The sequence below is a fragment of the Mesorhizobium sp. M0968 genome, from assembly GCF_040319065.1.
Lineage (GTDB): Bacteria > Pseudomonadota > Alphaproteobacteria > Rhizobiales > Rhizobiaceae > Mesorhizobium.
Genome location: NZ_JAMYNL010000006.1, coordinates 45,288 through 69,295 on the forward strand (window position 1 = coordinate 45,288; position 24,008 = coordinate 69,295).

General features: G+C 63.5%; 23 protein-coding genes. 2 read left to right on the forward strand and 21 right to left on the reverse strand.

The features are described 5' to 3' along the window. Positions 1–27: 27 nt before the first annotated feature. The 13 genes from NKH67_RS12830 to NKH67_RS12890 all read right to left on the reverse strand — a co-directional run bounded on the left by NKH67_RS12830 (position 28) and on the right by NKH67_RS12890 (position 12,275). On the reverse strand, positions 28–1,101 hold the full coding sequence (locus NKH67_RS12830; protein WP_352613880.1) for a hemolysin family protein: 1,074 nt from the start codon (positions 1,099–1,101) through the stop codon (positions 28–30). A gap of 28 nt (positions 1,102–1,129) precedes the next feature. After that, a complete protein-coding gene (gene ybeY, locus NKH67_RS12835) occupies positions 1,130–1,627 on the reverse strand; it encodes an rRNA maturation RNase YbeY (RefSeq protein ID WP_352541254.1) in 498 nt (165 codons plus the stop codon). Between the two features lie 17 nt (positions 1,628–1,644). Continuing rightward, entirely contained in the window at positions 1,645–2,694 is a 1,050-nt protein-coding gene (locus tag NKH67_RS12840) for a PhoH family protein (RefSeq protein WP_352541253.1), read from the reverse strand. 26 nt (positions 2,695–2,720) lie between these two features. Continuing rightward, on the reverse strand, positions 2,721–4,130 hold the full coding sequence (gene miaB / locus NKH67_RS12845) for a tRNA (N6-isopentenyl adenosine(37)-C2)-methylthiotransferase MiaB (protein ID WP_353031001.1): 1,410 nt from the start codon (positions 4,128–4,130) through the stop codon (positions 2,721–2,723). Between the two features lie 63 nt (positions 4,131–4,193). Then, entirely contained in the window at positions 4,194–4,994 is an 801-nt protein-coding gene (gene olsA, locus NKH67_RS12850) for a lyso-ornithine lipid O-acyltransferase (RefSeq protein WP_353031003.1), read from the reverse strand. 21 nt (positions 4,995–5,015) lie between these two features. Continuing rightward, positions 5,016–5,510: a ribosomal protein S18-alanine N-acetyltransferase gene (gene rimI / locus NKH67_RS12855; RefSeq protein WP_353031005.1), complete on the reverse strand. Its 495-nt coding sequence runs from the start codon at positions 5,508–5,510 to the stop codon at positions 5,016–5,018. Beyond that, on the reverse strand, positions 5,510–6,202 hold the full coding sequence (tsaB, locus tag NKH67_RS12860) for a tRNA (adenosine(37)-N6)-threonylcarbamoyltransferase complex dimerization subunit type 1 TsaB (RefSeq protein ID WP_353031007.1): 693 nt from the start codon (positions 6,200–6,202) through the stop codon (positions 5,510–5,512). The genes rimI and tsaB overlap by 1 nt, the downstream gene beginning before the upstream one ends. Before the next feature lie 159 nt (positions 6,203–6,361). Then, positions 6,362–7,468: a DUF1513 domain-containing protein gene (locus NKH67_RS12865; RefSeq protein ID WP_353031009.1), complete on the reverse strand. Its 1,107-nt coding sequence runs from the start codon at positions 7,466–7,468 to the stop codon at positions 6,362–6,364. A gap of 2 nt (positions 7,469–7,470) precedes the next feature. After that, positions 7,471–8,544: an imelysin family protein gene (locus tag NKH67_RS12870; RefSeq protein WP_353031011.1), complete on the reverse strand. Its 1,074-nt coding sequence runs from the start codon at positions 8,542–8,544 to the stop codon at positions 7,471–7,473. Next, entirely contained in the window at positions 8,544–10,151 is a 1,608-nt protein-coding gene (locus NKH67_RS12875) for a di-heme oxidoreductase family protein (protein ID WP_353031013.1), read from the reverse strand. Before NKH67_RS12875 ends, NKH67_RS12870 begins: the two co-directional genes overlap by 1 nt. Positions 10,152–10,163: 12 nt before the next feature. After that, positions 10,164–10,649, reverse strand: a complete 486-nt coding sequence (gene bfr, locus NKH67_RS12880) for a bacterioferritin (RefSeq protein WP_023676883.1) — start codon at positions 10,647–10,649, stop codon at positions 10,164–10,166. Continuing rightward, positions 10,615–10,926 (reverse strand): (2Fe-2S)-binding protein, encoded by a 312-nt coding sequence (locus tag NKH67_RS12885; RefSeq protein WP_023676882.1) that lies wholly within the window; start codon positions 10,924–10,926, stop codon positions 10,615–10,617. The genes bfr and NKH67_RS12885 overlap by 35 nt, the downstream gene beginning before the upstream one ends. A gap of 56 nt (positions 10,927–10,982) precedes the next feature. After that, on the reverse strand, positions 10,983–12,275 hold the full coding sequence (locus NKH67_RS12890; RefSeq protein ID WP_502893747.1) for an imelysin family protein: 1,293 nt from the start codon (positions 12,273–12,275) through the stop codon (positions 10,983–10,985). 423 nt (positions 12,276–12,698) lie between these two features. Here NKH67_RS12890 and NKH67_RS12895 point away from each other — a divergent pair, with 423 nt between their 5' ends. Together NKH67_RS12895 and NKH67_RS12900 are read left to right on the forward strand one after the other, a co-directional pair. Then, on the forward strand, positions 12,699–13,952 hold the full coding sequence (locus NKH67_RS12895; protein WP_353031015.1) for an NAD(P)/FAD-dependent oxidoreductase: 1,254 nt from the start codon (positions 12,699–12,701) through the stop codon (positions 13,950–13,952). 118 nt (positions 13,953–14,070) lie between these two features. Next, a complete protein-coding gene (locus NKH67_RS12900; RefSeq protein WP_353031017.1) occupies positions 14,071–14,673 on the forward strand; it encodes a sulfotransferase family protein in 603 nt (200 codons plus the stop codon). 61 nt (positions 14,674–14,734) lie between these two features. Here NKH67_RS12900 and NKH67_RS12905 read toward each other — a convergent pair whose 3' ends face one another. From NKH67_RS12905 to recR, 8 genes are all read right to left on the reverse strand, one after another. Beyond that, entirely contained in the window at positions 14,735–16,012 is a 1,278-nt protein-coding gene (locus NKH67_RS12905) for a 4-aminobutyrate--2-oxoglutarate transaminase (RefSeq protein ID WP_352455102.1), read from the reverse strand. A gap of 354 nt (positions 16,013–16,366) precedes the next feature. Beyond that, the gene (locus tag NKH67_RS12910) at positions 16,367–17,116 is read right to left on the reverse strand and encodes an ABC transporter ATP-binding protein (RefSeq protein WP_352835360.1); all 750 of its coding nucleotides are present in this window, start codon (positions 17,114–17,116) and stop codon (positions 16,367–16,369) included. Next, a complete protein-coding gene (locus tag NKH67_RS12915) occupies positions 17,113–17,946 on the reverse strand; it encodes an ABC transporter ATP-binding protein (RefSeq protein ID WP_352470048.1) in 834 nt (277 codons plus the stop codon). The genes NKH67_RS12910 and NKH67_RS12915 overlap by 4 nt, the downstream gene beginning before the upstream one ends. A gap of 10 nt (positions 17,947–17,956) precedes the next feature. Further along, the gene (nikC, locus tag NKH67_RS12920; protein WP_352448584.1) at positions 17,957–18,877 is read right to left on the reverse strand and encodes a nickel transporter permease; all 921 of its coding nucleotides are present in this window, start codon (positions 18,875–18,877) and stop codon (positions 17,957–17,959) included. A 13-nt stretch (positions 18,878–18,890) separates the two neighbouring features. Further along, positions 18,891–19,958 (reverse strand): ABC transporter permease, encoded by a 1,068-nt coding sequence (locus NKH67_RS12925; protein WP_352448583.1) that lies wholly within the window; start codon positions 19,956–19,958, stop codon positions 18,891–18,893. A gap of 31 nt (positions 19,959–19,989) precedes the next feature. Further along, positions 19,990–21,633 (reverse strand): ABC transporter substrate-binding protein, encoded by a 1,644-nt coding sequence (locus NKH67_RS12930; RefSeq protein ID WP_352770749.1) that lies wholly within the window; start codon positions 21,631–21,633, stop codon positions 19,990–19,992. Between the two features lie 201 nt (positions 21,634–21,834). Further along, positions 21,835–23,112, reverse strand: a complete 1,278-nt coding sequence (locus NKH67_RS12935; RefSeq protein ID WP_353031020.1) for a lytic murein transglycosylase — start codon at positions 23,110–23,112, stop codon at positions 21,835–21,837. A 178-nt stretch (positions 23,113–23,290) separates the two neighbouring features. Next, entirely contained in the window at positions 23,291–23,896 is a 606-nt protein-coding gene (recR, locus tag NKH67_RS12940; RefSeq protein WP_023676872.1) for a recombination mediator RecR, read from the reverse strand. Between the last annotated feature and the right edge of the window lie 112 nt (positions 23,897–24,008).

The following is a 24,008-nucleotide window of genomic DNA, read 5'->3' on the forward strand; positions in this document are numbered from 1 at the left end:
TTTCCACCGCTTGCCGAAACGCAGCGTCTAAGCCTGCTCGGTGCGGACGGCGCGGCGGCGGCGCTCGCCCTTCAGGGTCTCGACGATGCGCACGCGCTTGACGCGGCGCGGATCGGCGTCGAGCACATGGAACTCGAAGCCGGGTATGGCCTGCACCACTTCGCCGCGCGCCGGCACCCGGCCAAGCGTGTTGAAGATCATGCCGCCGATCGTGTCGACATATTCGCCGTGCTCGCCGGCGGCGAAATCCTCGCCGATCATCTTGGCGACGTCGTCGATCTCGGCCTTGCCGTCGACGATGAAGACGCCTTCGCCGGCCTGGGTAATCATCGGCTCGTCCTCGTCATGCTCGTCCTCGATGTCGCCGACCACCATCTCGACGATATCCTCGAGCGAGACGAGACCGTCAGTGCCGCCATATTCGTCGATGACCAGCGCCATCTGGGTGCGCGTCGTCTGCATTCGCCCCATCAGGTCGGAGGCGAGCATCGACGGCGGCACGAACAGCACCGGTCGGATCAGGCTGAGATCGCCGATGGTGCGCGCCAGATCGACCTGGGCGAGATCGAGAACCGTCGCGACCGGAGTTTTCCTGGTCGTCCTGCCCTTTCTGACGCGGGCGACCTTGGTGATATGCGCCAGCACGTCGCGGATATGGACCATGCCGCGCGGATCGTCGAGCGTCTCCGAATAGACCGGCATGCGGGAATGGCCGGACTGCTCGAACAACCCCAGAAGGTCGCCGAGCTTCGTGGTGATCTCGACCGCCTCGATGTCGGCGCGCGGCACCATGACGTCCTCGACCCGCACTTCGCGCAGGCGCAGGATGTTGTTGAGCATGGCGCGTTCGCCGGGCGAGAAGGATTCTGCATCGCTCGCCGTTTCGGCAAGCGCACCGGCAATCTCCTCGCGCAGGCTGGTGCCGTTGCGGTGCCTGAAAAGCCCGAGCACGCGATCGAACAGGGAAGGACCGGCAGGCGATGCCTCGCTGGCGAAGCTGCCGGTCGTGGTACTCGGACTCGAGCCCTCTTCCGTCGTTTCGGAAGGCTTGATCACACTGCCGGCGTCGGAGCGGGCGGCAGTCTCTGGTTTGTCGTTCATCATCGTCCGGTCAATTGGTCTTTTGTAATTACGTGTAGGGATCGGGAATGGCAAGCCTCGCAAGTGCTGCGCGCTCTGTCGCTTCCATCAGTTCCGCTTCGGCATCCGTTTCGTGATCATAGCCTAGCAAATGCAGCAGGCCATGGATGACGAGATGGGAGATATGGTCCTCGATGGGCTTGTCTTCCAGTGCCGCCTCGCGCGCGACAGTCTCGGCGGCCAGCACGATGTCGCCGAGCATCGGCGGCAGAGGCCCTCCCCTGGCAAACGGAAAAGCTGGAAAAGACAGGACGTTGGTCGGCTTGTCCTTGCCGCGCCAGCCGGCATTGAGCGTGCGGATACGGGCATCGTCGGAAAAGACGATGCTGAGCTCGGAACGGCCGTCGGCACCGGTTTCGGCAAAGGCGGCCGAGACGGCGTGGTCGACCAGCCGCATCAGCACCGCCTCGTCGGGCCAGTCGCCCGCCTCGATCGCGATATCGATTTCGACGGGAAGCGGTCCCCCCGCCTTTTGCTCCTCAGCCATGCGGCCGCATAATCGTATCAGCTTTCGACACCCAAACCCCTGGCCAGCTTGCCGTCACGGTCGTAGGCCTTGACGATCTCGGCGACCAGCGGATGCCTGACGACGTCGCCTTCATTGAAGCGTACGGTCACCATGCCGGTGACGCCGTCGAGGATTCTCAGCGCCTCGACCAGGCCGGATTTGGTGTTTGGCGGCAGATCGATCTGGGTCGGATCGCCGGTGACGATCATGCGCGAGTTCTCGCCGAGCCGGGTCAGGAACATCTTCATCTGCATCGGCGTGGTGTTCTGCGCCTCGTCGAGGATGACGGCAGCGTGCGCCAGCGTACGGCCGCGCATGAATGCCAGCGGCGCGATCTCGATGACCTCAGCAGCAATCGCCCGCTCGACCTTGTCGGCCGGCATCATGTCGTAGAGCGCGTCATAGAGCGGCCGCAGATAGGGATCGACCTTCTCCTTCATGTCACCCGGCAGAAAGCCAAGCCGTTCACCGGCCTCGACCGCGGGGCGCGACAGCACGATCCGTTCGACCATGCCACGTTCGAGCAGCATTGCCGCATGCGCCACCGCCAGATAGGTCTTTCCGGTGCCGGCCGGGCCGATGCCGAAGACGAGTTCCGACCGCTCCAGCGCCCGCATATAGGCGTCCTGGTTGAGCGAGCGGGCATAGATGGTCTTCTTGCGCGTCGATATCTGGGCGGCGGACACCTTGCCCTTGCGCTCCAGCGTCGGCAGCGTCAGCTGGTCGTCGGTGGCGATCGCCATGCGCACGGCGCCGTCGACATCGGACTGGCCGATATCGGTGCCTTTCTGCAGAATGCCGTAAAGATTGTCCAAGGCGCGGCGCGCCTGCTCGGCGGCCGAGGAAGAGCCCTTGATGGTCAATTGGTTGCCACGCGAGCGGATATCGACGCCGAGCTTCTGCTCGAGCCTGGCCAGATTCTCGTCGAACTGGCCGTAAAGGGCGCTGGCAAGCTTGTTATTGTCGAAAGTCAGTACGATGTGCGCGATATCCGAGGCCCCGGAGGGTAGATTCTGGGGCAGGTTCTTGACTTCAGCAGCGCTCAACCGTCTCTCCTCATCTGCCGAGGCCTTCAGGCCAATTCGGCGAACAGGCTGTTGTAGCCCGTCTTCGTGATTCGTACCTGGATAATGTCACCGATTTCGCCGGCCTTTTCATCAACAATAACCGGCTGCAGCCACGGCGAGCGGCCAACCTTCTGGCCGGCCTGGCGGCCAGGCTTTTCGATCAGCGTGTCGATAGTCCTGCCGACCAGGCTTGCGCCGAAATGCTGCTGCTGTTTCAGAAGCAGCGCCTGCAGCCGCTGCAGGCGCTCGTCCTTGACGGCCTCCGGCACGTGATCGCCCATCTCCGCGCCCGGCGTGCCGGGGCGCGGAGAATATTTGAACGAGAAGGCCGAGGCATAGTTGACGTCTTCGACCAACTGCATCGTCGCCTCGAAATCCGCTTCCGTCTCACCGGGAAAGCCGACAATAAAATCGCCGGACAGTGCGATGTCGTTCCGTGCGGCACGGATGCGGTCGATCAACGTCAGATAGTCCTTGGCAATATGCCTGCGGTTCATCGCCTTGAGTATGCGGTCGGAGCCGGATTGCACCGGTAAATGTAGATAGGGCATCAGCGTAGGCAAATCACGATGGGCGGCGATCAATTCATCGTCCATGTCGCGCGGATGGCTGGTCGTGTAGCGCAGCCGCGCCAGACCTGGAATCTCTGCCAGCCTGAACAGCAGCCGGCCAAGGCCCCATTCCTCGCCGTCTTCACCTCTTCCGTGCCAGGCGTTGACATTCTGGCCGAGCAGCGTCACCTCGCGCACGCCGGCATCCGCCAGGCGCTCGGCTTCGGCGACGATCTGTGCCACCGGCCGCGAGACTTCCGAGCCGCGCGTATAGGGCACGACACAGAAGGTGCAGAACTTGTCGCAGCCTTCCTGAACGGTCAAGAACGCCGTCACGCCGCGCCTGATCAGTTCGGCGCGCTTCGGCTGCGGCAGATGCTCGAACTTGTCTTCGACGGCATAATCGGTCTCGACGATCTTTTCGCCGCTCCGCGCCCTCGCCAGCACCCCGGGCAGCCGGTGGTAGGTCTGCGGACCGATGACCAGATCGACAGCCGGCGAGCGGCGGATGATCTCGGCACCCTCGGCCTGCGCCACGCAGCCGGCGACGCCGACCAGCATTTCGCGCCCGGCCTTGGCACGTTCCGCCTTCAGCTCACGGATGCGCCCAAGTTCGGAATAGACCTTTTCCGCCGCTTTCTCGCGAATGTGACAGGTGTTGAGCAGCACCAGATCGGCCTCGCCGATGGCGTCTGTCGCGGCATAGCCGTCGGCCGCCAGAGCATCGGTCATGCGCTGCGAATCGTAGACGTTCATCTGGCAGCCATAGGTCTTGACGAAGACCTTTCTGGTCGCGGCAGGCGGAACGACCAGGTTTTCGGCGGCAGCGCCGATGTCGTCGCGTTCTATCGTGTTCAATTCCATTTCGCGGCTTCTAGCGCCTTTCCCCGACAAAAAACAGACGAATCTGGCCGGAACCTGCGCAGACTACCGGCTCGGGCGCGGTTCGGCGAGCGCCGCCTGCACCATCTCGCGCACCTGGCGTTCCATCTGCTTTGCCGTCTCCTTGCGGCGGGAGCCCTTGGAGAAAGCAATCGCCTCGCCAAAATGCACCTCGACGTCGAGGGCGCCCTCGGCCATCAGCACCTTGAGGTGCGGCATCAGCTCCTCATCGCCGATCCAGGCGGCAACCGGCCGATGCCGGCGGCCGAGCGGCACGCCATGCAGGCGCGTATAGACGATGGCCACCGGCTGGATGAAGACCTGTTCGGCCGCCCCTTCGGCAATCGCCATTGTAGCGGCGCCGAACAGCGTGCTCTTGAACGGCAGGATCATGTTCCCGTCGCCGGTCGAGCCTTCGGCGAACAGCACCATGGCGTCGCCCTTGGCCATCCGGCCGGCGATCTCGGTCGCCTGGTCGCCCGACGAGCGTTTGCGCTCACGTTCGATGAAGACGGTGCGTTGCAGCTTCGACAGCATGCCGATCAGCGGCCAGCCGGCCATATCGGCCCTGGCGATGAACGTCACATCGACCATCGATCCCAGCACCATGATGTCGGTCCAGGAGATGTGGTTGGCAGCAATCAGCAATGGGCGCTGGCCGGACAGCGCTCCCTTGACATGGATGCGCAGCCCCAGTGCCCTGACGATCATTGTGTGCCAGATCTTCAGGATGAAGGTCTCGCGCCAGAGTCCGGTCCTCATCGACAGTATCTGCAAAGGCACAAGCACCAATGAGCCGACGACAACCAGCCCCAGGGCCAGGAAAATCCTGATTTTTCCGATCATCCGTACCACCCCGGCGTTTGGCTAGCGAAGATCGCGGCGCATGACAAGCGCGCCGGTCGGGCCGTGCTCCGGCGACTTGTAATAGTTGGCGCGCTTGCCGACCTCGCGGAAGCCGAACCGCCGGTAGAGCGCGATCGCGGCGACATTGGTCTCGTCGACCTCGAGGAAAAGTGCCTCGGCGCGCTGTACGTGCAGTTCACGCAGCACCGCATCCATCAATTGCCAGCCGAGCCCCCGGCGCCGATGCGAGCGTGCCACCGCGACCGTCAGGATCTCCCCCTCGCCGGCCGCCAGCCGCGCCAGCACGAAGCCGACCGGCGGCTTGGCACCCTGTCCGGTCTCGCGCGCGGCATAGCCGAACACCGTGTCCTGCTCGAGCAGCGCGGCGAATTCGTCGTCGGTCCACGGCCGCGCGAAATCCTCGCGATGCAGCACCGACATGGCCGCGCTGTCGGCAACCGTCAGCGGCTCGATCGCATAGTCCCTGCGACGCGGCGGGAGGAATGGAATGCGCATCAGTTTTTTTGCCTAGATAGAATAAAGCCGGCCTGCGGCTTGGCGTCGGCGCCGCGCAGATAGAGCGGTTTCGGCTTTTCGCCCTCGCCCTTTTTACCGGCACGTTGGGCGGCGGCCAGCCGGGCATAGACGGCGATGTCGGCGGTGGCCGCCGTCCCGCCGAGATCGAAGCTGCGCCCGGCCGCCGCGGCAATTTGGGTTGCCGCCGTGCCGGCGAGAACCGCAGATCTGTCGACCGCCATGGCTGCTGCTTGCGAGAGCGTGGTCACGGCCGGACCATAGATCAGAACCGACCTCTCATCGTAAAGTGCCGCATGGATCTCCTCGCGACCTGCATCGAGCGCGGCGAGCACGGCGCGACCGGGAAATGCCGCTCTCGCTTGCGCCGCCAGGGCCTCCAGAGTCGTCACGCCGATCGCCGGGATTTTCAGCGCCAGCGCAAGGCCGCGCGCCGCCGAGACGCCGACGCGCAGACCGGTGAAGGAGCCCGGACCCGTCGAAACGGCAATGGCGCCGAGGCCGGAATAGTCGGTTCTGCTGGTCCCCAACGCCTTTTCGATGACACCCATCAGATGCTCGGCATGACCCTTACCGAGATCGAGCACTGAACGGCCGAGTTCTTTCCCGGCCGCCGCGTCGTAGACGCAGGCGGCGCAGAGATTAGCGGCACAGTCGATGGCAAGCAATTTCATGAAGCGGCCGGTTGAGACAGTTTCGAAAACAGCTTCCCTCTGCCCGCCCGGGCTGATCCCCGCAAGGCAATAATGGATAAATCGTCAGGCGACTTGGCTTCGGCGCGGGTCCAAGAATGTAAGTTCCAACGCACGCAATCGCCACAATAGGTATCGGGACTAGCCGACCTGCTCGATACGCAGCACGTGATTGTCCCAGACATAGTCCGGCTCGGAATGTATCGAGCCACCGGACTCGACGATATCGCCGGCGCCGGTCGTCGCCATGAAGCTTTCCCCATCGGCTGCAACGCCGCAAACCTCGACCAGCGCCTTGGTGGCGACGATGCGGCCGCTGGCCGCGTCGATCACGGCAAGCGAATTGCCCTCAGGCGAAGACACCGCGATGGTGCCGGCGGCAGGGTTGGCGGCGACCGAGCCGATATAGTTCCTGAAGGCGGAGAGCACGTCCTGCGACATGTCGAGTAATTTCAGGTCCATGCCGCGCGCCGCGCGGCCGAGCAGTGGGGGACGATCGGTACCGGGCCCCCTGTATTGACAGCCGAACCAGACGGTGCCGGAGCGGTCGGCATCCATATGGCGGATCGACAGTTTGTGTAGCGCCGGCGGTAATTCGTGCTTTTCGGTGAGATCGCCGGTAAGGCGGTCGACCAGAACATAGGAAGGCTTCATCGTTGCGATATTGAGCTCGGCGCGGCCATAATCCGGATGCGTTTCGATGCCGCCATTGGCGACAGCGATTGTCCTGCCGTCGGAGAGAAGCAGAAGTTCGTGCGGGCCCACGCCGTAGGTCGGGAACTCGCCGATGCGCTTGAATTTCGCATGCGCGTCATAGACGCCGACGACGCCGGCGGCATTGTCGAAATCGTTCTCGGTTGCGTAGAGCAGCGTGCCATCGGCCGAGAACACACCATGGCCGAAGAAATGCCGGCCGGCAACGCTGGCAATGGTGTGCGGTTTATAGCGGCCGGTATGGTCGAAGACGACAGCAAAGGTGCCCGGCTGCCTGGCAAACACCACCGAACGATTGGACACCGGGTCGAAGGTAACGTCGTGGCCCCGATCGGGCAGATCGATCGTGTGCAACAACTTGCCGGCCTCGGACAGGACGGCCGCGCCATAGCTGCCGTCGCGCTTGACGAAAGCGGTGACGAAGACCGCGTCGGCGTCTATTGTCTTTGCCCAGGCCGACGGCGCCATCGCCGCTACGAAACCAGCGCCTGCGGCCCTCAGGAAATCGCGCCGATCGATCAGCGGCGTCCTCATGATCAGTCACCATCCAATGACGAGAACCCGGCGGTCAGGCCGAATTCGGCGGTCAGCCTGGTGCCGATCAGGGTCGTCAGGCTGGATGTCACCAGCGAGAAATAGTCGAGCTTCTGGCGCAGCGCCGGATCGGCAAGTGCCTTGTCGATCGGTCCCCTGATCGCCTTGGCCGCCTCGATCCCGTTGGTGAGCTGGATGTGGACCGATTCTGCCATCCAGCGGGCATCGGGCGGCAGCGCGTCGCCAAGCTGCGAGGCCTGGAACAGCGTGTCCATGCCCGCCAGATTCCCGGTCAGCGAGCGGGCGGTGTTTTGCGAGCGCCAATAGATCGCCTGTTTCGGTTTGTCGGCCTCCGGCTTGGCGCCCAGGAAGCCTTTCAGGCGCACGTCGCGGACCATTTCCAGCTCGTTGATGAAGACGCCGACCAGTTCGGTCACCGCTTCGGTGCCGTCGTGGTAGAGCGCGTTCTGCGGACCCGGATTGGCCCAGAGCGCGGCAAAGCCGTTGGGCTCGTTCCAGGCATCGCCAACCTCGCCCGCAATCGTCTCGACATTGCCGGCAATGGCCGCACCGTAGGCGCAGCGATAGGCGTCGTCCCTGCCGACCAATTGACCGGCTCCGTCGCCGTAGAGGACGAATTCCAGTGCGCCGAGCCCTTGCATGGCGACGCTCTTTGTAGCCAGCTGGGCCGGATCGGCGGCTGTCGGATCCTTGCCGGCAAGTGCTGCCTGCACCTGCTTCAGGCCGATGCTCTTGCGGTCCGGCCAAAACAGCATTCGCTCAAGCCGGTTGTTTTCCGCGATCGGCCCGAAACGGATGATTTCCACCACCGACCAGGCATCCACGACGCCTGAGAATTCGGCGCGTGCCGCATCGCGAGTGTCTTGCGAAGGCGCCTGGCAAAGCGCGTGCATGGTCTTGGCCAAGCTGTCCGCATGGTCATGCAGTCTGGCATAGGCCGGGCGGACGAAGCCGTCGATCGCCCGCTGGATCACATCCGAAGCCTTCACCGCCGCGGATGCCGGCAGCGCACCGGCGAGGACCAGCATCAGAGCGAATGCAAGACGCTTCCGCATCAGAGCGACTCCAGAAACTTGATCAGCGCGGCGCGGTCGGCCGCATCGGCAGCGGCAAAGCGGTCACGCGCCTTCTGACCCTCGCCGCCATGCCACAGAGTCGCCTCGGCCAGGCTTCGTGCGCGCCCGTCATGCAGGAAGAAGGTGTTGCCGCTGACGGTCTGGGTGAGCCCGATGCCCCACAGTGGCGGCGTGCGCCATTCGCTTCCCGTGGCCTCGCCCACCGCCTGTCCGTCGGCAAGACCGGGTCCCATTTCATGCAGCAGGAAATCGGAATAGGGCCAGATCAGCTGGAAGGCCTGCGCATTGTTCGGGGTGTCGCGACGGGTGACGAATTTCGGCGTATGGCAGGAGATGCAGCCCATATCGTAGAATAGTTTTTTGCCGGCGAGCACGTCCGGTCTGTCGAGATCGCGCCGGGCCGGCACGGCAAGGTTTTGCGAATAGAAGGTCACGAGGTCCATGACCGGCGGCGGCGCTTCGACCGGACCGAGGCGCTCCTGTACACCGTTAGGTAGGCCAAGGCAGGTCTTTTCCGCGGCGCTGCAATCGCCCCAGTGCTTCGGCACTTCGGGCGTCGAAATGCCAATATCGCCGGCAAAAGCGTCCGCCGATTGCTGGCGGATCGATGCCGCCTGCGCCTTCCAGCCGAAACGGCCGAGCGTCAGTTCACCGCTGCTGGCGTCGCGTATTATGTTTGGCCTGCCGGAAATCCCGTCACCATCGCGGTCGGCCGCATCGGCACGCGTAAGGATGTCGGCGGGAGCGATCTGCTCGACCAGGCCAAGGCCGATCATCGGCGGTGTCATGCGCGGCGACAGCGTGGTGTGCGGATCGAGCGGCCCGTAGGCGAGACCCTCGACCGAATAGCTCGGCTTACGCAGCGACACGACGCTGCCGTCCGCCAGTTTTACTTTTTGCTCCTGATAATCGACATGCATCCTGCCTTCGCCCTGCAGGCCGGGAACGGCTAGCTCCTGAAGTTGTGTGCCATAGACCGGGTCGGGAAAGTTGAGCACCTTGTGATCGGCGAGCGCGGCTTTCTCCTCCTCGGTACTGGCTTCCCTTGCCAGGCGCAGGAACATCGAGGTGGTGCCGCTGTCGCCTTGGGGCGGATGGCCGCGACCGTCCTTCAGATGACAGTTCTGGCAGGCGCGCTCGTTGAACAACGGACCGAGCCCATCCGAGGCTTGTGTCGAGGATGGCGAGGACACCCAGTTCTTGCGGAAAATGGCGTTGCCGAGCTTGAAGGTGCCCTCTTCCTCGAAGCTGATGTTGGCGGAGGATTGCGAGAAGGCGTCCTTGTTGACGTCCTTCTTCGAGGTGCCGGCGCCGCCCTGCATCAGCTCGAATTGCTCGGGCTTGGAGAAATCGCTGGTCGGCCTGGTGATGGCGATGACGCGCGCCAGATCCTTCGGCGTCAGATCCGTGCGGCTGGTGGCAAGCCCCGCCGGTTGCGGCGCCCCGGCCAGCGCCGAGGCTGTGAGCGTCGCCACCACGGCAAGAAAGGCGCCGCGAAGGATACCGTATCGCGGCTTCTTCTGAGACGGCAGGCCACAATGCTCGGCCGGCCGCAAGCGGCGCATGAAATCTAGGGGGCGCCGCATTCCGGCATGTCCTTATTCCGCCTCGTCGGCCGACGCTGCGTTGAGTTGACCGTACTTTTCTTCGCCGATCGAGGCGAGCAGGTCGAGTTGCGTCTCGAGAAAGTCGATGTGACCTTCCTCGTCAGCCAGCAATTCCTCGAACAGCTTCATCGTCACGTAGTCGCCTGCTTCGTTACAAACCTCGCGCGAACGCTTGTAGGCGGTGCGCGCGTCATATTCGCCGGCAAGATCGGATTCGAGCACTTCCTTGACATTCTGCCCGATGCGCAGCGGCGCCACGGACTGCAGGTTCGGATGGCCCTCGAGGAAGATGATGCGCGCCACGAGCCGGTCGGCATGGTGCATTTCCTCGATCGATTCAGCGCGTTCCTTCTTCGCTAGCTTGGCGTATCCCCAGTCTTCCAGCAGCCGGAAATGCACCCAGTATTGATTGACCGCCCCAAGTTCCAGAAACAGAGCCTCGTTAAGCCGCTCTATGATCTGCTGTTCGCCTTTCATGGGTTCTGCTCCCGTATTGGACGCGCAGGCCTCTGACGCGATCCAGGTGTGAAACGATGTCCACGCCACTCGCCGCCGAGCGGGCATGGTAATTTTCGGTGACCCGAATGATCGTTTCGACCACATTTGGGAAGCAGCCGCAACAGCGACCGCGCTTGTGCATGGCGTGATAGACCTTCGCCGGCACGATCAGCTGCCAGGGGTCCTCATCCAGCAGTCCGACGATCGTCTGCTCTATCTCCTTTTCGGTGATGATGTTGCAATGGCAGATCAGCATTTTTCGCTCTGGCTAACGGCGCTTCGCTGCGTCGCGTGGCTGGTGGTTTCGATAGTCTATTGGAACACCTTGTCCGGTGAATCGAGGCTGTCCGAGCCCTCGAAGGCTATCGCATTGAGCTTCAGGGTACCGACGGCGCGTTCGATCGACTTGGTCTGATCGACCAGCGCGTCGATCGCCGCCTGCACAGTGGCATTGCCTTCCGTGTTGCCTTCTCCGATCTGCTGGTCATAGGCCTCGCCGGCAAGCGCCCGCGCCTTGACGGCCTCCATCTTGGCGACGGTGACGTCCAGTTTGTCCGACAATTCCTTGGCAACCGCCGGGTCGGCCGCCTTGACCATGTCGGCCACCGACGGCCCCTCGACGACAGTGCCGTCGAGCCGCTTGTAGCTGCCGTGATAGGCGGCACGGATGCCGATCGCATCGTAAAGATGGGAGTTGTAGGTATTGTCGGAGAAGCAATCGTGCTCCTCTTCCGGGTCGTGCAACAAGAGGCCGAGCTTCATCCGCTCTCCGGCGAGCTCGCCATAGGACAGCGAGCCCATGCCGGTGAAGATGGTCGAAATGGCGGCGTTCGGCTCGCCATCGACAAGGGTCTTGCGGGCGCCGCCGCCTTCCTTCCAGTCGTCGACCATATCCTTTAGATCGGAAACCAGAAGGTCGCTCGCCGATTTCAGATACTGTCCGCGACGGTCGCAATTGCCGCCGGTGCAATTGGCGAGGTCGTAATCGGTGTAGGGCCGTTCGCCGGCGCCCGGACCGGTGCCGTGTAAGTCCTGACCCCAAAGCAGGAATTCGATCGCGTGATAGCCGGTCGCCACATTGGCCTCGATACCGCCGGCCTCCTGCAGGGTGCCGGAGAGGAACTCCGGCGTCAGGTCGGTGGCGTCGACCTTCTTGCCGTTGATCTCGATCGACTTGTTGGCGATCACATTGGCGGTGTAGAGCGCGTTGGCGTCCGACTCAGTGCCGTAGCTCTTGGCGACATAGTCGATCAAGCCTTCGTCGAGCGGCCAGGAGTTCACCTTGCCTTCCCAGTCGTCGACGATGGCATTGCCGAAGCGATAGACCTCGGTCTGCTGATAGGGAACGCGCGATGCCTTCCAGGCCTCGCGGGCGGCGTTCAGCGTTTCGGCAGATGGCTTGGCGAGCAGCGCATCGACAGCCTTGTCGAGCGCCTCGGCCGCGATCAGCGAATCCTCGTATTTGGCGAGCGCAATGTCGGAATAGGTCTTGATGACCGCCTTGGCATCGGTTTGCGCCTTGGCCGGCAGCACGAACACGGCCGCCGTCAGCATTGCGGTGGCGCCGATCGCCGCAAGCCTGCCGCCATACCGTGCCGTGATCATCGTTCTCATGATTGTCTCTCCTCGGGAATCAATGAAATGCCGGCGCCTCGGCGGGCAGCTGCCAGCGGGCAAAGAAGGGTCGCGCCATCGCGCGGTTCGCGGAAGAAAGACACCGAAATGCCTCCAATCGAAAGGGTTCAAGGCCCAGACATCAAAGGGATGCGCTGACGCGCGAGCTTCCATAAAACGGCGAAGACGCCGGATGTCAACTGGTGGCGTAGAAAAAATTCAATTGAAACAATAGTTTAGAATTATTCTAAACTAGAACTGTCAACTTTAACACCGACGTATGAGGAATGCCGGCGCATGACGCAGTTGACAGGCGGCCGTTCCGGGTGCGACCCGGATCGGCGCTCTTGCGGCGGCGCCGGACAATCGCCACCTGGCGAGACGTCCTAGATTTGGATGAGGAATCGGGCTGTTATGAAGAACGGGGTCGTCATTGTCGGTGCGGGTCATGCGGGCGTGCAAGCGGCCGCCAGCCTGCGCGAAGAAGGCTATGACGGCCCGGTGATCCTGGTCGGCGACGAAAACGAATTGCCCTACCACAAGCCGCCGCTGTCGAAGACCTTCATCAAGGATCAGCAAGCAAAGCCGCAGCCGTTGCGCGGCGAGGCTTTTTATACCGGCAGCGCCATCGACTTCCGGCCAGGCATCCGGGTCGAGCGGATCGACGTAGGCGGCCGCAGGCTGGAGATATCGGGCGGCGGTGTGTTGCCGTTTGACCGGCTGATCCTCGCCACCGGCGCGCGGCCGCGCCTGCTGCCGCTGCCGGGTTCGGAGCTTTCCGGCGTTGTGTCGCTGCGCTCGCTCGGCGATGCCCTCCTGATCCGCGAATTGAGCGCGCAAAGCGAGGAGGTCGTCATCCTCGGCGGCGGCTTCATCGGCCTGGAGATTGCCGCGACGCTCACCGCGGCAGGCCGCAAGGTCACGGTGGTCGAGGCGGTCGACCGGTTGCTCGGCCGCGCCGTGGCACCGGTCATCGCCGGCCATGTGCGCCAGCGGCTGGAGGCCACCGGTGTGCGCATCCTTACCGGCACCACCATCGAACGGCTGGAGGACGAGAACGGCCGTGTTTCGGCTGCAATCACCTCATCCGGCGAAAGATTGCCGGCGCAGATGGTCGTCATCGGTATCGGCGTCGTGCCGAATGTCGAACTGGCCGAAGCCGCCGGCATTGTCATCGCCAACGGCATCCGCGTCGACCAGCAGATGCGTACGTCGGTGCCGGAAATCCTCGCCATCGGCGACGCGGCGTCTTACCGGCACTGGTTCACCGGCGGCGACGTGCGGCTGGAATCGGTGCAGAACGCCACTGACCAGGCGCGGCTCGCCGCACGCACCATCGCCGGCCACACCGACAATTACTCGGCAGTGCCGTGGTTCTGGTCCGATATCGGTGACATGAAGCTGCAGATGGTCGGCCTGATTGCGGGCGGCGACAGCCATGTCGTGCTGGGCGACGTGGCCGAGAACAAATTCTCCATCTACCACTATGCCGGAAGCCGGCTGCTCGGCATCGAGTCGGTCAACCGGCCGGGCGACCATATGCTTGGCCGCAAGATGCTCGGCGCCGGCTTTTCGCCGTCGCCGCAGATTGTCGCGACCGGGCCCGACGGGCTGAAGGCCGCGCTCGCCGCCTTCCAGCAGGCAGAGCCGGCCCGCGCGGCAGGATAAGATCAAACCCAATCACCCTGAATGACCGAGTTCGACCGGGAGCTGACCTTCAAAACATATAGCGAAGTAAAGGAAACAGCGGTATTTTGACCAATTGAAATTCGTCGGGGGGGTGCTCATGGCTTTATATGTCATTGGCGCAGGCATGGGTCGCACTGGCACATATTCGCTGAAGCTCGCGTTGGAGCATCTTGGGTTCGGGCCGTGTCATCACATGGCAGATGTCCACGCCAATCCCGAGCAGAAGGCGCTGTGGCGCGCCGCCGGCCAGGGACAACTCCCGACCTGGGATGCGGCATATGCCAGCTATCTTTCCGCGGTCGATTGGCCAACGGCGCATTTTTGGCGCGAAGTGAGTGACCACTACCCTCATGCAAAGGTTATCCTGACAGTTCGTGACCCGGAAGCCTGGTATGACAGCATGGCGCAAACAATAGGGCTCACGATGGATGCTGCTACCAATGATCCACAGTCCTTTGGTGTGGCGGTGGTTGGAAACACTGTCTTTGGCGGTCGATTTGATAACCGTGATCACGCAATCGCTGTCTATGAAGCACATAACGCTTCCGTGAAATCAACGCTGCCACCTGAACGCCTTCTTACTTATCAGGCCTCCGAAGGGTGGGAGCCGCTTTGTGCCTTTCTCGGTGTACAGTTGCCTTCCGAACCGTTTCCACGCACCAATTCGACTGCCGAATTTCGTGCTCGCATAGGGCGTTGAACGGCGGCTTGCCACCTATCTCGGCCTTCGCGCAGTTGAATCTAGGCGATATCCTCGCCGCTCAGGCGGCGCGGGCCTCGCGGATCGAACTTTCCAGAATGTCGAGCGCCTCGTTCATGACGCCATCCTGGATGGTGATCGGCGCGAGGAAGCGGATGACGTTGCCGTAGACGCCGCAGGTCAGCAGGATCAGGCCCTTGTCGAGCGCCTTCAGCCGGACCGCATTGGCGAGTTCCGGCGACGGCAGGCCCTTCGTTACATCGTTGAACTCGACCGCGTTCATGAAGCCGGGGCCTCTGATATCGACGATCTCCGGGGCTTCGTCGCGGATCGCTTGCAGGCGCTGCTTCAGCCGGTTGCCCAGCGTGTTGGCCCGGTCGCAGAGCTTCTCCTCGTCGATGACGTCGAGCACGGCATGCGCCGCGGCGACGCCGATCGGGCTGCCGCCATAGGTGCCGCCGAGTCCGCCGGGGTTCGGCGCATCCATGACCTCGGCGCGCCCGGTGACCGCCGCCAACGGGAAGCCGCCGGCCAGGCTCTTGGCCATGGTGGTGATGTCGGCCGCCACCTCGTGGTGGTCCATGGCAAACATCTTGCCGGTGCGGGCAAAGCCGGTCTGCACCTCGTCGGCGATCAGCAGCATGCCGTGCTGATCGCAGATCTTGCGCAATGCGGTCATGAAGTCGCGCGGCGCCTCGTAAAAGCCGCCCTCGCCCTGCACCGGCTCGACGATGATCGCGGCAACGCGGGCCGGATCTACATCGGCCTTGAACAGCCGGTCGAGCGCAGCCAGCGAATCGGCGACCGACACGCCGTGCAGTGCAACCGGGAACGGCGCATGGAAGACATCCGCCGGCATGGCGCCGAAGCCGACCTTGTAGGGCACGACCTTGCCGGTGAGTGCCATGCCCATGAAGGTGCGGCCGTGAAAGCCGCCGGAAAAAGCGATGACCGCCGGCCGGCCGGTGGCGTTGCGCGCAATCTTGATCGCGTTCTCGACCGCCTCGGCGCCGGTCGTGACAAAAATCGTCTTCTTGTCGAACTTGCCGGGCAGCATGCCGTTCAGCCGTTCGGCCAGCCGGATATAGCTCTCATAGGGCACGACCTGGTAGCAGGTATGGGTGAAGCGGTCGAGCTGCGCCTTGACCGCTTCGATCACCCTGGGGTGACGGTGGCCGGTGTTGACGACGGCGATGCCGGACGAAAAATCGATATAGCGGCGGCCTTCCACATCCCAGATCTCCGAGTTTTCGGCGCGATCGGCATAGATCTGAGTGGTCATGCCGACGCCGCGCGAAATCGACTGGCTCTTGCGTTCGGAAATGGCTGAATTTGTCATCGTATCCCTCACCGGGCCGGCGCCCGCTCTCGTTGATGGCTGTTGAGACTCTTCTGGGCTTATTTCAGGTTTTCCTCAAGTTGGCACTGGCGGCGGGCGATTGGGCCTGCCCGTCCGGCGGGCGACCTGACACAAAGTTGCCAAGTCCCGTTCCTTCGCGCCCCCCTCTGTCCTGCCGGACATCTCCCCCACAAGGAGGGAGATTGGCAGCTTCGTCGGCAGCGTTCCTTCTATAACGTTGGCGATTGGCGAAATCAGTGGTGACAGCCAATCTCCCCACCCGTGGGGGAGATGGCCGGCAGGCCAGAGGGGGGCGCGAAAGAACACGACGCGGGGAATTGAAAGCAAGCCTACTCACGCCGTCCGCACGAACCCCTCGCTGGCCCTCAGCAAATTGCGCGTATAATCCTTGGTGACACGGCGTTCGACAAGATCGTCCGCGGTCAGATTCTCCATCGCCTCGCCGTTCTGCATCACCATCAGCCGTTCGCACATGTGGGTGATGATGGCTAGGTCGTGGCTGACCATCAGGAAGGTCAGCTTGCGGCGGCGCCTGATCTCTTCCAGCAGGTTCAGCACCTCCGCCTGCACCGAAGCGTCGAGCGCCGAGGTCGGCTCGTCGAGCAGCAGGATCGACGGTTCCAGAATCAGGGCGCGGGCGATCGCCACGCGCTGGCGCTGACCGCCGGACAATTGATGCGAATAGCGAAAACGGAACCCGGTGCCGAGGCCGACCTCGTCGAGTGCCCGCTGGATGCGCTTTTCGCCGTCGGCGAAGCCGTGAATGGCGAGCGGCTCCTGCAGCAGGCGGTCGACGGTCTGGCGCGGGTGCAGCGAACCGTACGGGTCCTGGAAGACCATCTGCACCTCGCGGTAAAACGCCTTGTCGCGACGCGCGCCGAGCGTTTTGCCGTTGACGGCGATGGTGCCAGATGCGGCCGGCGCCAGGCCGGCGATTGCCCTGAGCAACGTCGACTTGCCGGAGCCGGACTCGCCGACCAGGCCGAAGGATTCACCGGATTCGACCTCGAGGCTGACGCCTTTCAACGCGCGGAAGCGGTCGAAGAGCACCTCAAGCCTGTCGACGGAAAGGGCTGCCGTCATGCTGCCCACTCCGGCTTGCGGTCGAGCACCGGCAGCGGGTGACGGTCGGCGCCGATCTTGGGCATGCAGTTGAGCAGGCCGCGCGTATAGGGATGCTGGGCGCGGCCGAGCTCCGAGGCTTTGAGCTGTTCGACCACCTTGCCGGCATACATGACGATGACACGATCACAGAAGGACGAGACCAGGCGCAGATCGTGCGAGATGAAGATCAGCCCCATGCCGCGCTCGCTGACCAGCCGGTCGAGGATGCCGAGCACGTCGAGCTGGACAGTGACGTCGAGTGCCGAGGTCGGCTCGTCGGCGATCATCATCTCCGGCCCGGCGATCAGCATCATGGCGATCATGGCGCGCTGGCCCATGCCGCCGGAAACCTCATGCGGATGCAGGTCGAAGACACGGGCCGGATCGCGGATCTGCACAGCCTCCAGCATGGCCAGCGCGCGGTCGCGGGCTTCGGCCTTGGAGACCTTCTCATGCGTGCGCAGCGTCTCGACGATCTGGCGGCCGATGCTCATCACCGGGTCGAGCGAATATTTCGGATCCTGCAGGATCATGGCGATACGCTTGCCGCGCAGCGCGCGGCGCTCGCGCGGCGAGGCGGTCAGCAGGTCGATGCCGTCAAAAGCGAGCGTCTTCGCGGTCACCTCGGCCTGCGGCGGGGTGACGCCCATGATGGCGCGGCCGGTCTGCGACTTGCCCGAACCGCTCTCGCCGACGATGCCGAGCCGCTCGCGGCCGAGCGAGAAGGAGACGCCGCGCACTGCCTCGATCAGGCCGGTGCGCGTCGGGAAGGTAACGCGCAGGTCGTCGACTTCGAGAAGCGTGCTCATTGGTCGCCACTCATTGGTCACCGCTTCGGGGATCGAGCGCGTCGCGCAGGCCGTCGCCGAGCAGGTTGAAGCCGAGGCTGACGATGAGGATGGCAAAGCCCGGCGCGCCCGCAACCCACCACTGATCGAGCACGAAGCGGCGGCCCGACGCGATCATCGCGCCCCATTCGGGCAGCGGCGGCTGCGCGCCGAGGCCGAGGAAGCCGAGGCCGGCCGCGGTCAGAATGATGCCGGCCATGTCGAGCGTCACCCTGATGATCAGCGAGGAGATGCAGAGCGGCATGATGTGGCGAAGCACGATGCGAAACGGCGAGGCGCCCATCAATTGCACCGCCTTGATGTAATCGGAATTGCGCACCGTCAGCGTTTCGGCGCGGGCAATGCGGGCATAGGGCGGCCACGAGGTGATGGCGATGGCAAGCACGGCATTTTCGATGCCGGGGCCGAGCGCGGCGACAAAGGCCAGCGCCAGGATCAGCTTCGGAAAGGCGAGAAAGATGTCGGTGATGCGCATCAGGATCGCATCGGTCCAGCCGCCGGCGTAACCGGCGACGGTGCCGACCAGCAAGCCGATGGGCGCGGCGATGATGGCAACCAGAATGACGACGTAGAGTGTCCAGCGCGAGCCGAAGATGATGCGCGAATAGATATCGCGGCCGAGATCGTCGGTGCCGAACCAGTGCGCCGCACTCGGCGCCAGGAGCCGCGAGCCCTTGAGGTCGCCGAATGTCGGCGAATAGGGCGCCAGCACATCGGCGAATGCCGCGACCACCAGCAGGGCGACGATGATGAGCAGGCCGGCAAACGCCAGCCGGTTGGCGGAAAAGCGCCGCCACGCCACATAGGCGCGGCCGAGCCTCGCCTGCACGCGCGACGCCGGCCGCTCGCTGAGCAGCCAGTCGCGGCGGGTTTGAATCGCTTCCGTGCTCATCCTGCCTTGGTCCTCATCCTGCCTTGGTCCTTGGATCGAGCAGCCGGTAGAGCAGGTCGGAGAATAGATTGATGGCGATGAAGACCGAGCCGATGATGATCGTGCCGCCAAGCACGGCATTCATGTCGGCGTTCTGCAGCGAGTTGGTGATGTAGAGGCCGATGCCCGGCCACGAAAACACTGTCTCGGTCAGCACCGAGCCTTCGAGCAGCCCGGCATAGGACAGAGCGATCACCGTGACCATCGGCACCGCGGCGTTGCGCAGCGCGTGACCCCAGATGATGCGCGTTTCCGACAGGCCCTTGGCGCGCGCTGCGACGATGTATTCCTGGGTGAGTTCGTTCAGCATGAACGAGCGCGTCATGCGGCTGATGTAGGCGAGCGAGAAATAGCCGAGCAGCGAGGCCGGCAGGATGATGTGGCGGAAGGCATCGGCAAATACGTCCCACTGCCGCTGCCAGAGTGCATCCAGCAGGTAAAAGCCGGTAATCGGCGTGAAGGTGTATTCGTAGACGACGTCGAGCCGGCCGGGAAAGGCGACCCATTGCAGCTTGGCGTAGAACAGCACCAGCGCCAGCAGCCCCAGCCAGAAGATCGGCACGGAATAGCCGACGAGGCCGATGATGCGCACGATCTGGTCGATGACGCTGCCGCGCCGCACGGCGGCCAGCACGCCAAGCGGCACGCCGATCACCGAACCGATCAATGTTCCCAACGTCGCCAGTTCGAGCGTCGCCGGAAAGGCGCGGCGGATATCGGTCATCACCGGATTGGTGGTCAGCACCGAGGTGCCGAAATCACCGTTCAGGGCATGTTTGACATAGATGTAGAACTGCTCGACCAGCGGCAGGTCGAGTCCCATCTCGCGGCGCGTTCGTTCGACGACGTTGGCCGGCGCCCGGTCGCCGAGCACCGCCAGCACCGGGTCGATCGGGATCACGCGGCCGATGAAGAAGGTCACCGCGAGCAGACCGAGATAGGTCGTTATCGCGATGACCAGGAACCGGGCGATAGATGAGGCCACGGCAACGGCGCGGGCGCCGCCGCGCCCTGCCGTCACTTCGCTTTCAACTACGCTCATACGGCGCGTCCGCCGGCATCACTCCCCGGCGTCACTCTTTCGAGACGGGGCCGACGAAGTTGGTGTCAAAGCTCGGGCCGAGCGCAAAACCCTTGAGGTTCTTTCGCAGGCCGGCCACTTCCAGCTGCTGGTGGATGATGACGAAGGGGCTGGTATCGAGGATCTTCTTCTCGAGATCCTGGTACATTGCGGCGCGCTTGGCCGCGTCCTTCTCGAGCAGGGCGGCTTCGGTTTGCTTGGTCAAGTCCGGGATGTCCCAGGCGTTGCGCCAGGCCAGCGTCTTGGTCTTGCCTTCATCCGAATTGTCCGGGTTGCTGGCAAAGGTCTGGGCATTGGAGTTCGGGTCGAAATAGTCCTGGCCCCACTGGCCGATATAGATGTCGTGGTTGCGGGCGCGGTATTTGGTCAGCGTCTGCTTGCCGTCGCCGGGGATGATCTCCAGCTTGATGCCGGCCTGTCCCAGCGTCTGCTGGATCGATTCCGCCATGCCCGTCGTCGGCTGGCCGGTGCGCACGTCCATGGTGACGCTGAAGCCGTCGGCGAGGCCGGCCTTGGCGAGCAGTTCCTTGGCCTTGGCGACGTCGAGCTTGAACGGATTCTCGTCCAGCTCGCCAAGCACGCCCTTGGGCAGGAAGGTCTGATGGATCTCGCCGATGCCCTTGAGGATGGTCGAGCTCAAGGCGTCGTAGTCGACCAGGTATTTGAAGGCCTGGCGAACCTCGGGCTTGGCCAGGTTGGCGTTCTTCTGGTTGAGGCTGATGTAATAGACCGTGCCCTTCGGCGCGCTGGTGGTGGTGAGGTCGGCATTCTTGGCAATGGCATCGAGGTCGTTCGGCTCGAGATTGCGGGCAACGTCGATGTCGCCGGCTTCCAGCGCAAGGCGCTGGCCCGAACTTTCCTTCATGTTGCGATAGATGACGCGGGCAAGCTTGGCCTTCTCGCCGTAGTAATTGTCGTTGCGCTCCAGCACGACGGCCTCGTTGGCGCGCCATTCGCGCAGTTTGAAGGCACCGGAGCCGGCATAGCCGGTCTTTAGCCAGGCATTGCCGAAATCATTGTCCCATTTGTAGTCGGCGCTCGGCGTGACCGCCGCGACATGCTCCTTGACCAGCTTGGCGTCGACGACCGAGGCGACCGTCGCCGACAGGCAGTTCAAGACGAAGCTCGGCGCATAGGCCTTGTCGACCGTGAACTGGAACGTGGTGTCATCAACGGCCTTGGCCTTCTCGGTGACGTTGCCGCCATCGATACCGAACTGGCCGATAATAAAGGCCGGGCTCTTGTCGAGCTTGATGGCGCGCTCGAACGAATAGGCGACGTCGGCCGCCGTGATCGGATTGCCGGAGGCGAACTTGAGGCCGGGCTTGAGCTTGAACGTGTAGGTCAGGCCGTCGTCGGAGACGCTCCAGCTTTCGGCGAGATCGCCCTTGACCTTGGATGTGTCGCTGAGGTCGAGGCGTACCAGAAGATCATAGGTGTTGCCGGTGACCTCTGCGGTCGACAATTCGAATGCTTCGCCCGGATCCATGGTGATGATGTCGTCGATGGCGAAACCCTCGACCAGCGTGTCGGCGGGCGTGACCGCGAAGGCAGGCGCACCGGCCAGAAGCAGCGCGGACATGGCCGCGCCCGCGAGCAAGAAGCGGGAGCGTAGAGCAAACTTTTCCATCATCATTTTAACTGTTCCCTGTTTTTGTTGACCTGAGTTCCCGGCTCAGAGTTGTGGCATTTCTTGCCGCGTCGAACGGTGATCCCCGGACCGTTGTCTTGGCAATTTTTTGTGCGGTTCCGGTTCACCATATCCGGCGGTTTCGAGCGCGGCAACGAGCATTTGCAGAACGGTCGATTGGGCCAGACCGGCGGTGCGAAAATCCGGCTATTTCAGCGCGGTAACCAGGTCGGCGTCGGGAAAGCAGGTAGCGGAACGGCCGTTGCTGGCCTGCCATTTGCCGATCGAGCGGCGCGTCTTGAAGCCAGGCAGGCCGTCGGCGCTGCCGACATCGCAGCCCCTGGCTTCCAGCGCCCGCTGCAGGGCGGCGATGTCGGAGCGGAAGAGCCCGCCGACCGCGCCCCAATTGCCCGAGAAATTGCTGTCGCCATGGGCGATGCGATCGGCGCCATGGCCGATGAACAGGGCATAGAGATCGCTGGTGTTATACTGCTTCAGCACATAGAAATTGGGGGTGACGATGAAGGCCGGGCCGCTACGCCCGGCCGGCATCAAAAGAAAGCCCTCGGCTTTCAGTTCGCTCGCCGGGAACGGTTTACCCGACACACGCCTGATGCCCATATCAGCCCATTGGGAAATCTTCTTGCCCTGGTCCGGACCTTCGAGCGAGCACGAGACGCTGTCCGGCACAGTCACCTCGAAGCCCCAGCCGCGGCCCCTGACCCAGCCATAATGGACGAGATAATTGGCGATCGATGCCAGTATATCGGGCGTCGAATTCCAGATGTCGGTGCGGCCGTCGCCGTCGAAATCGACGGCATGCTTGAGGAACGATGTCGGCATGAACTGCGGCTGGCCAAGCGCGCCTGCCCAAGACGATTTCATCGCGCCGACCGGGGCAAGCCCGCGCTCGACGATCTCGAGCGCAGCCAAGAGCTCGGTGCGGAAGAATTCCTTCTTGGTCGACATGAACGCCTTGGTGCCCAGCACCTCGAAGGCGTCATAAGGCATCTTCGCCGCACCGAAGCCGCTCTCGCGGCCCCAGATCGCCAGCAGCACTTCGCCAGGCACGCCGTAGCGTTTCTCGATCGCGGCAAGAGTCCTGGCGTTGGTCGCCTCGCGGGTGCGGCCGCCGGCGGTCACCGCTCGGACTATCTTTTCAGCGAAATAGGCGCCCGGCGAACCGAATTCGGCCTGATGCTGCTTCTGCGGCGTCGTCGCCTTCTCGCCCGGCTTCACCAGGTCGGGCAGCTTCAGGTTCGGCTTGACGCCTTCGAAGGCGGCATCGAAGGTTTTCCTGGAGATGCCTTTGGCATTGGCTTCGGGCCAGAGGTCGTTGCTGAGCCAGGCGCGGAACTGGTCGTCGATCTTTGCGGCGGAGGCGGGGGTGGCGAGGATCAACCCAAGTAGGGCTGCTAGAAACGAGAGGCAGGCTAGTGTGCGAGCTCGGCGTTCTGTCGCGCCCCCCTTTGTCCTGCCGGACATCTCCCCCACTTGGGGGGAGATTGGCAGCTTCGATTTCTGCTCCAGCCTTGCACCGTTGAAGATTGGCGAAAGCCAGCGCGACAGCCAATCTCCCCCCTTGAGGGGGAGATGTCCGGCAGGACAGAGGGGGGCGCGACAGAATGCAATCATCACAGAAGCACCCTTCCCGCCGCTCGCCTCAAAACACTGTCCGCGACTTCAGTGCTGCGGCCAGCGTACCTTCGTCGAGATAATCGAGTTCGCCGCCGACCGGAACACCGTGCGCCAGGCGCGTCACCTTGATGTCGAAGCCGGAAAGCTGGTCGGTGAGGTAGTGCGCGGTGGTCTGGCCCTCGACAGTGGCGTTGACGGCGAGGATCACTTCCTTGACTTCGCCACCGGCGACGCGATCGACCAGCGAACGGATGTTTAGCTCATCAGGACCAATGCCGTCGAGCGGCGACAGCGTACCGCCGAGCACATGGTAACGCACGTTCATGGCTGTCGCCCGCTCCAGCGCCCAAAGGTCGGCCACGTCCTCGACGACGATGAGCGTAGTGGGGTCGCGGCGGGGGTCGGTGCAGATCATGCATGGATCCGAGGTATCGACATTGCCGCAGGTCGAGCAGATGCGCACCTTGTCGACCGCCTCGCCCATGGCGGCGGCGAGCGGCGCCAGCAGCTGTTCCTTCTTCTTGATGAGGTGGAGCGCGGCACGGCGTGCCGAACGCGGACCGAGCCCCGGCACCTTGGCCAGCAGCTGGATCAGGCGTTCGATCTCGGGACCGGCGATTCGCTTCGACATCGCACCGGTTTAGGATTTTTCCGCGCGCTTTGGAACAGTTGAGCGGCCAGGGGCTCCGCTCTTCCCTTCTCCCCTTGTGGGAGAAGGTGGATTGGCGCGCAGCGCCAAGACG

Excerpts from the sequence above, each read along its gene's own strand:
- NKH67_RS12830 (WP_352613880.1), bottom strand. The coding sequence starts at position 1,101 with ATGAACGACAAACCAGAGACTGCCGCCCGCTCCGACGCCGGCAGTGTG.
- ybeY (WP_352541254.1), bottom strand. The coding sequence starts at position 1,627 with ATGGCTGAGGAGCAAAAGGCGGGGGGACCGCTTCCCGTCGAAATCGAT.
- miaB (WP_353031001.1), bottom strand. The coding sequence starts at position 4,130 with ATGGAATTGAACACGATAGAACGCGACGACATCGGCGCTGCCGCCGAA.
- olsA (WP_353031003.1), bottom strand. The coding sequence starts at position 4,994 with ATGATCGGAAAAATCAGGATTTTCCTGGCCCTGGGGCTGGTTGTCGTC.
- rimI (WP_353031005.1), bottom strand. The coding sequence starts at position 5,510 with ATGCGCATTCCATTCCTCCCGCCGCGTCGCAGGGACTATGCGATCGAG.
- tsaB (WP_353031007.1), bottom strand. The coding sequence starts at position 6,202 with ATGAAATTGCTTGCCATCGACTGTGCCGCTAATCTCTGCGCCGCCTGC.
- NKH67_RS12865 (WP_353031009.1), bottom strand. The coding sequence starts at position 7,468 with ATGAGGACGCCGCTGATCGATCGGCGCGATTTCCTGAGGGCCGCAGGC.
- NKH67_RS12870 (WP_353031011.1), bottom strand. The coding sequence starts at position 8,544 with ATGCGGAAGCGTCTTGCATTCGCTCTGATGCTGGTCCTCGCCGGTGCG.
- NKH67_RS12875 (WP_353031013.1), bottom strand. The coding sequence starts at position 10,151 with ATGCGGCGCCCCCTAGATTTCATGCGCCGCTTGCGGCCGGCCGAGCAT.
- bfr (WP_023676883.1), bottom strand. The coding sequence starts at position 10,649 with ATGAAAGGCGAACAGCAGATCATAGAGCGGCTTAACGAGGCTCTGTTT.
- NKH67_RS12885 (WP_023676882.1), bottom strand. The coding sequence starts at position 10,926 with ATGCTGATCTGCCATTGCAACATCATCACCGAAAAGGAGATAGAGCAG.
- NKH67_RS12890 (WP_502893747.1), bottom strand. The coding sequence starts at position 12,275 with ATGATCACGGCACGGTATGGCGGCAGGCTTGCGGCGATCGGCGCCACC.
- NKH67_RS12895 (WP_353031015.1), top strand. The coding sequence starts at position 12,699 with ATGAAGAACGGGGTCGTCATTGTCGGTGCGGGTCATGCGGGCGTGCAA.
- NKH67_RS12900 (WP_353031017.1), top strand. The coding sequence starts at position 14,071 with ATGGCTTTATATGTCATTGGCGCAGGCATGGGTCGCACTGGCACATAT.
- NKH67_RS12905 (WP_352455102.1), bottom strand. The coding sequence starts at position 16,012 with ATGACAAATTCAGCCATTTCCGAACGCAAGAGCCAGTCGATTTCGCGC.
- NKH67_RS12910 (WP_352835360.1), bottom strand. The coding sequence starts at position 17,116 with ATGACGGCAGCCCTTTCCGTCGACAGGCTTGAGGTGCTCTTCGACCGC.
- NKH67_RS12915 (WP_352470048.1), bottom strand. The coding sequence starts at position 17,946 with ATGAGCACGCTTCTCGAAGTCGACGACCTGCGCGTTACCTTCCCGACG.
- nikC (WP_352448584.1), bottom strand. The coding sequence starts at position 18,877 with ATGAGCACGGAAGCGATTCAAACCCGCCGCGACTGGCTGCTCAGCGAG.
- NKH67_RS12925 (WP_352448583.1), bottom strand. The coding sequence starts at position 19,958 with ATGAGCGTAGTTGAAAGCGAAGTGACGGCAGGGCGCGGCGGCGCCCGC.
- NKH67_RS12930 (WP_352770749.1), bottom strand. The coding sequence starts at position 21,633 with ATGATGATGGAAAAGTTTGCTCTACGCTCCCGCTTCTTGCTCGCGGGC.
- NKH67_RS12935 (WP_353031020.1), bottom strand. The coding sequence starts at position 23,112 with ATGTCCGGCAGGACAAAGGGGGGCGCGACAGAACGCCGAGCTCGCACA.
- recR (WP_023676872.1), bottom strand. The coding sequence starts at position 23,896 with ATGTCGAAGCGAATCGCCGGTCCCGAGATCGAACGCCTGATCCAGCTG.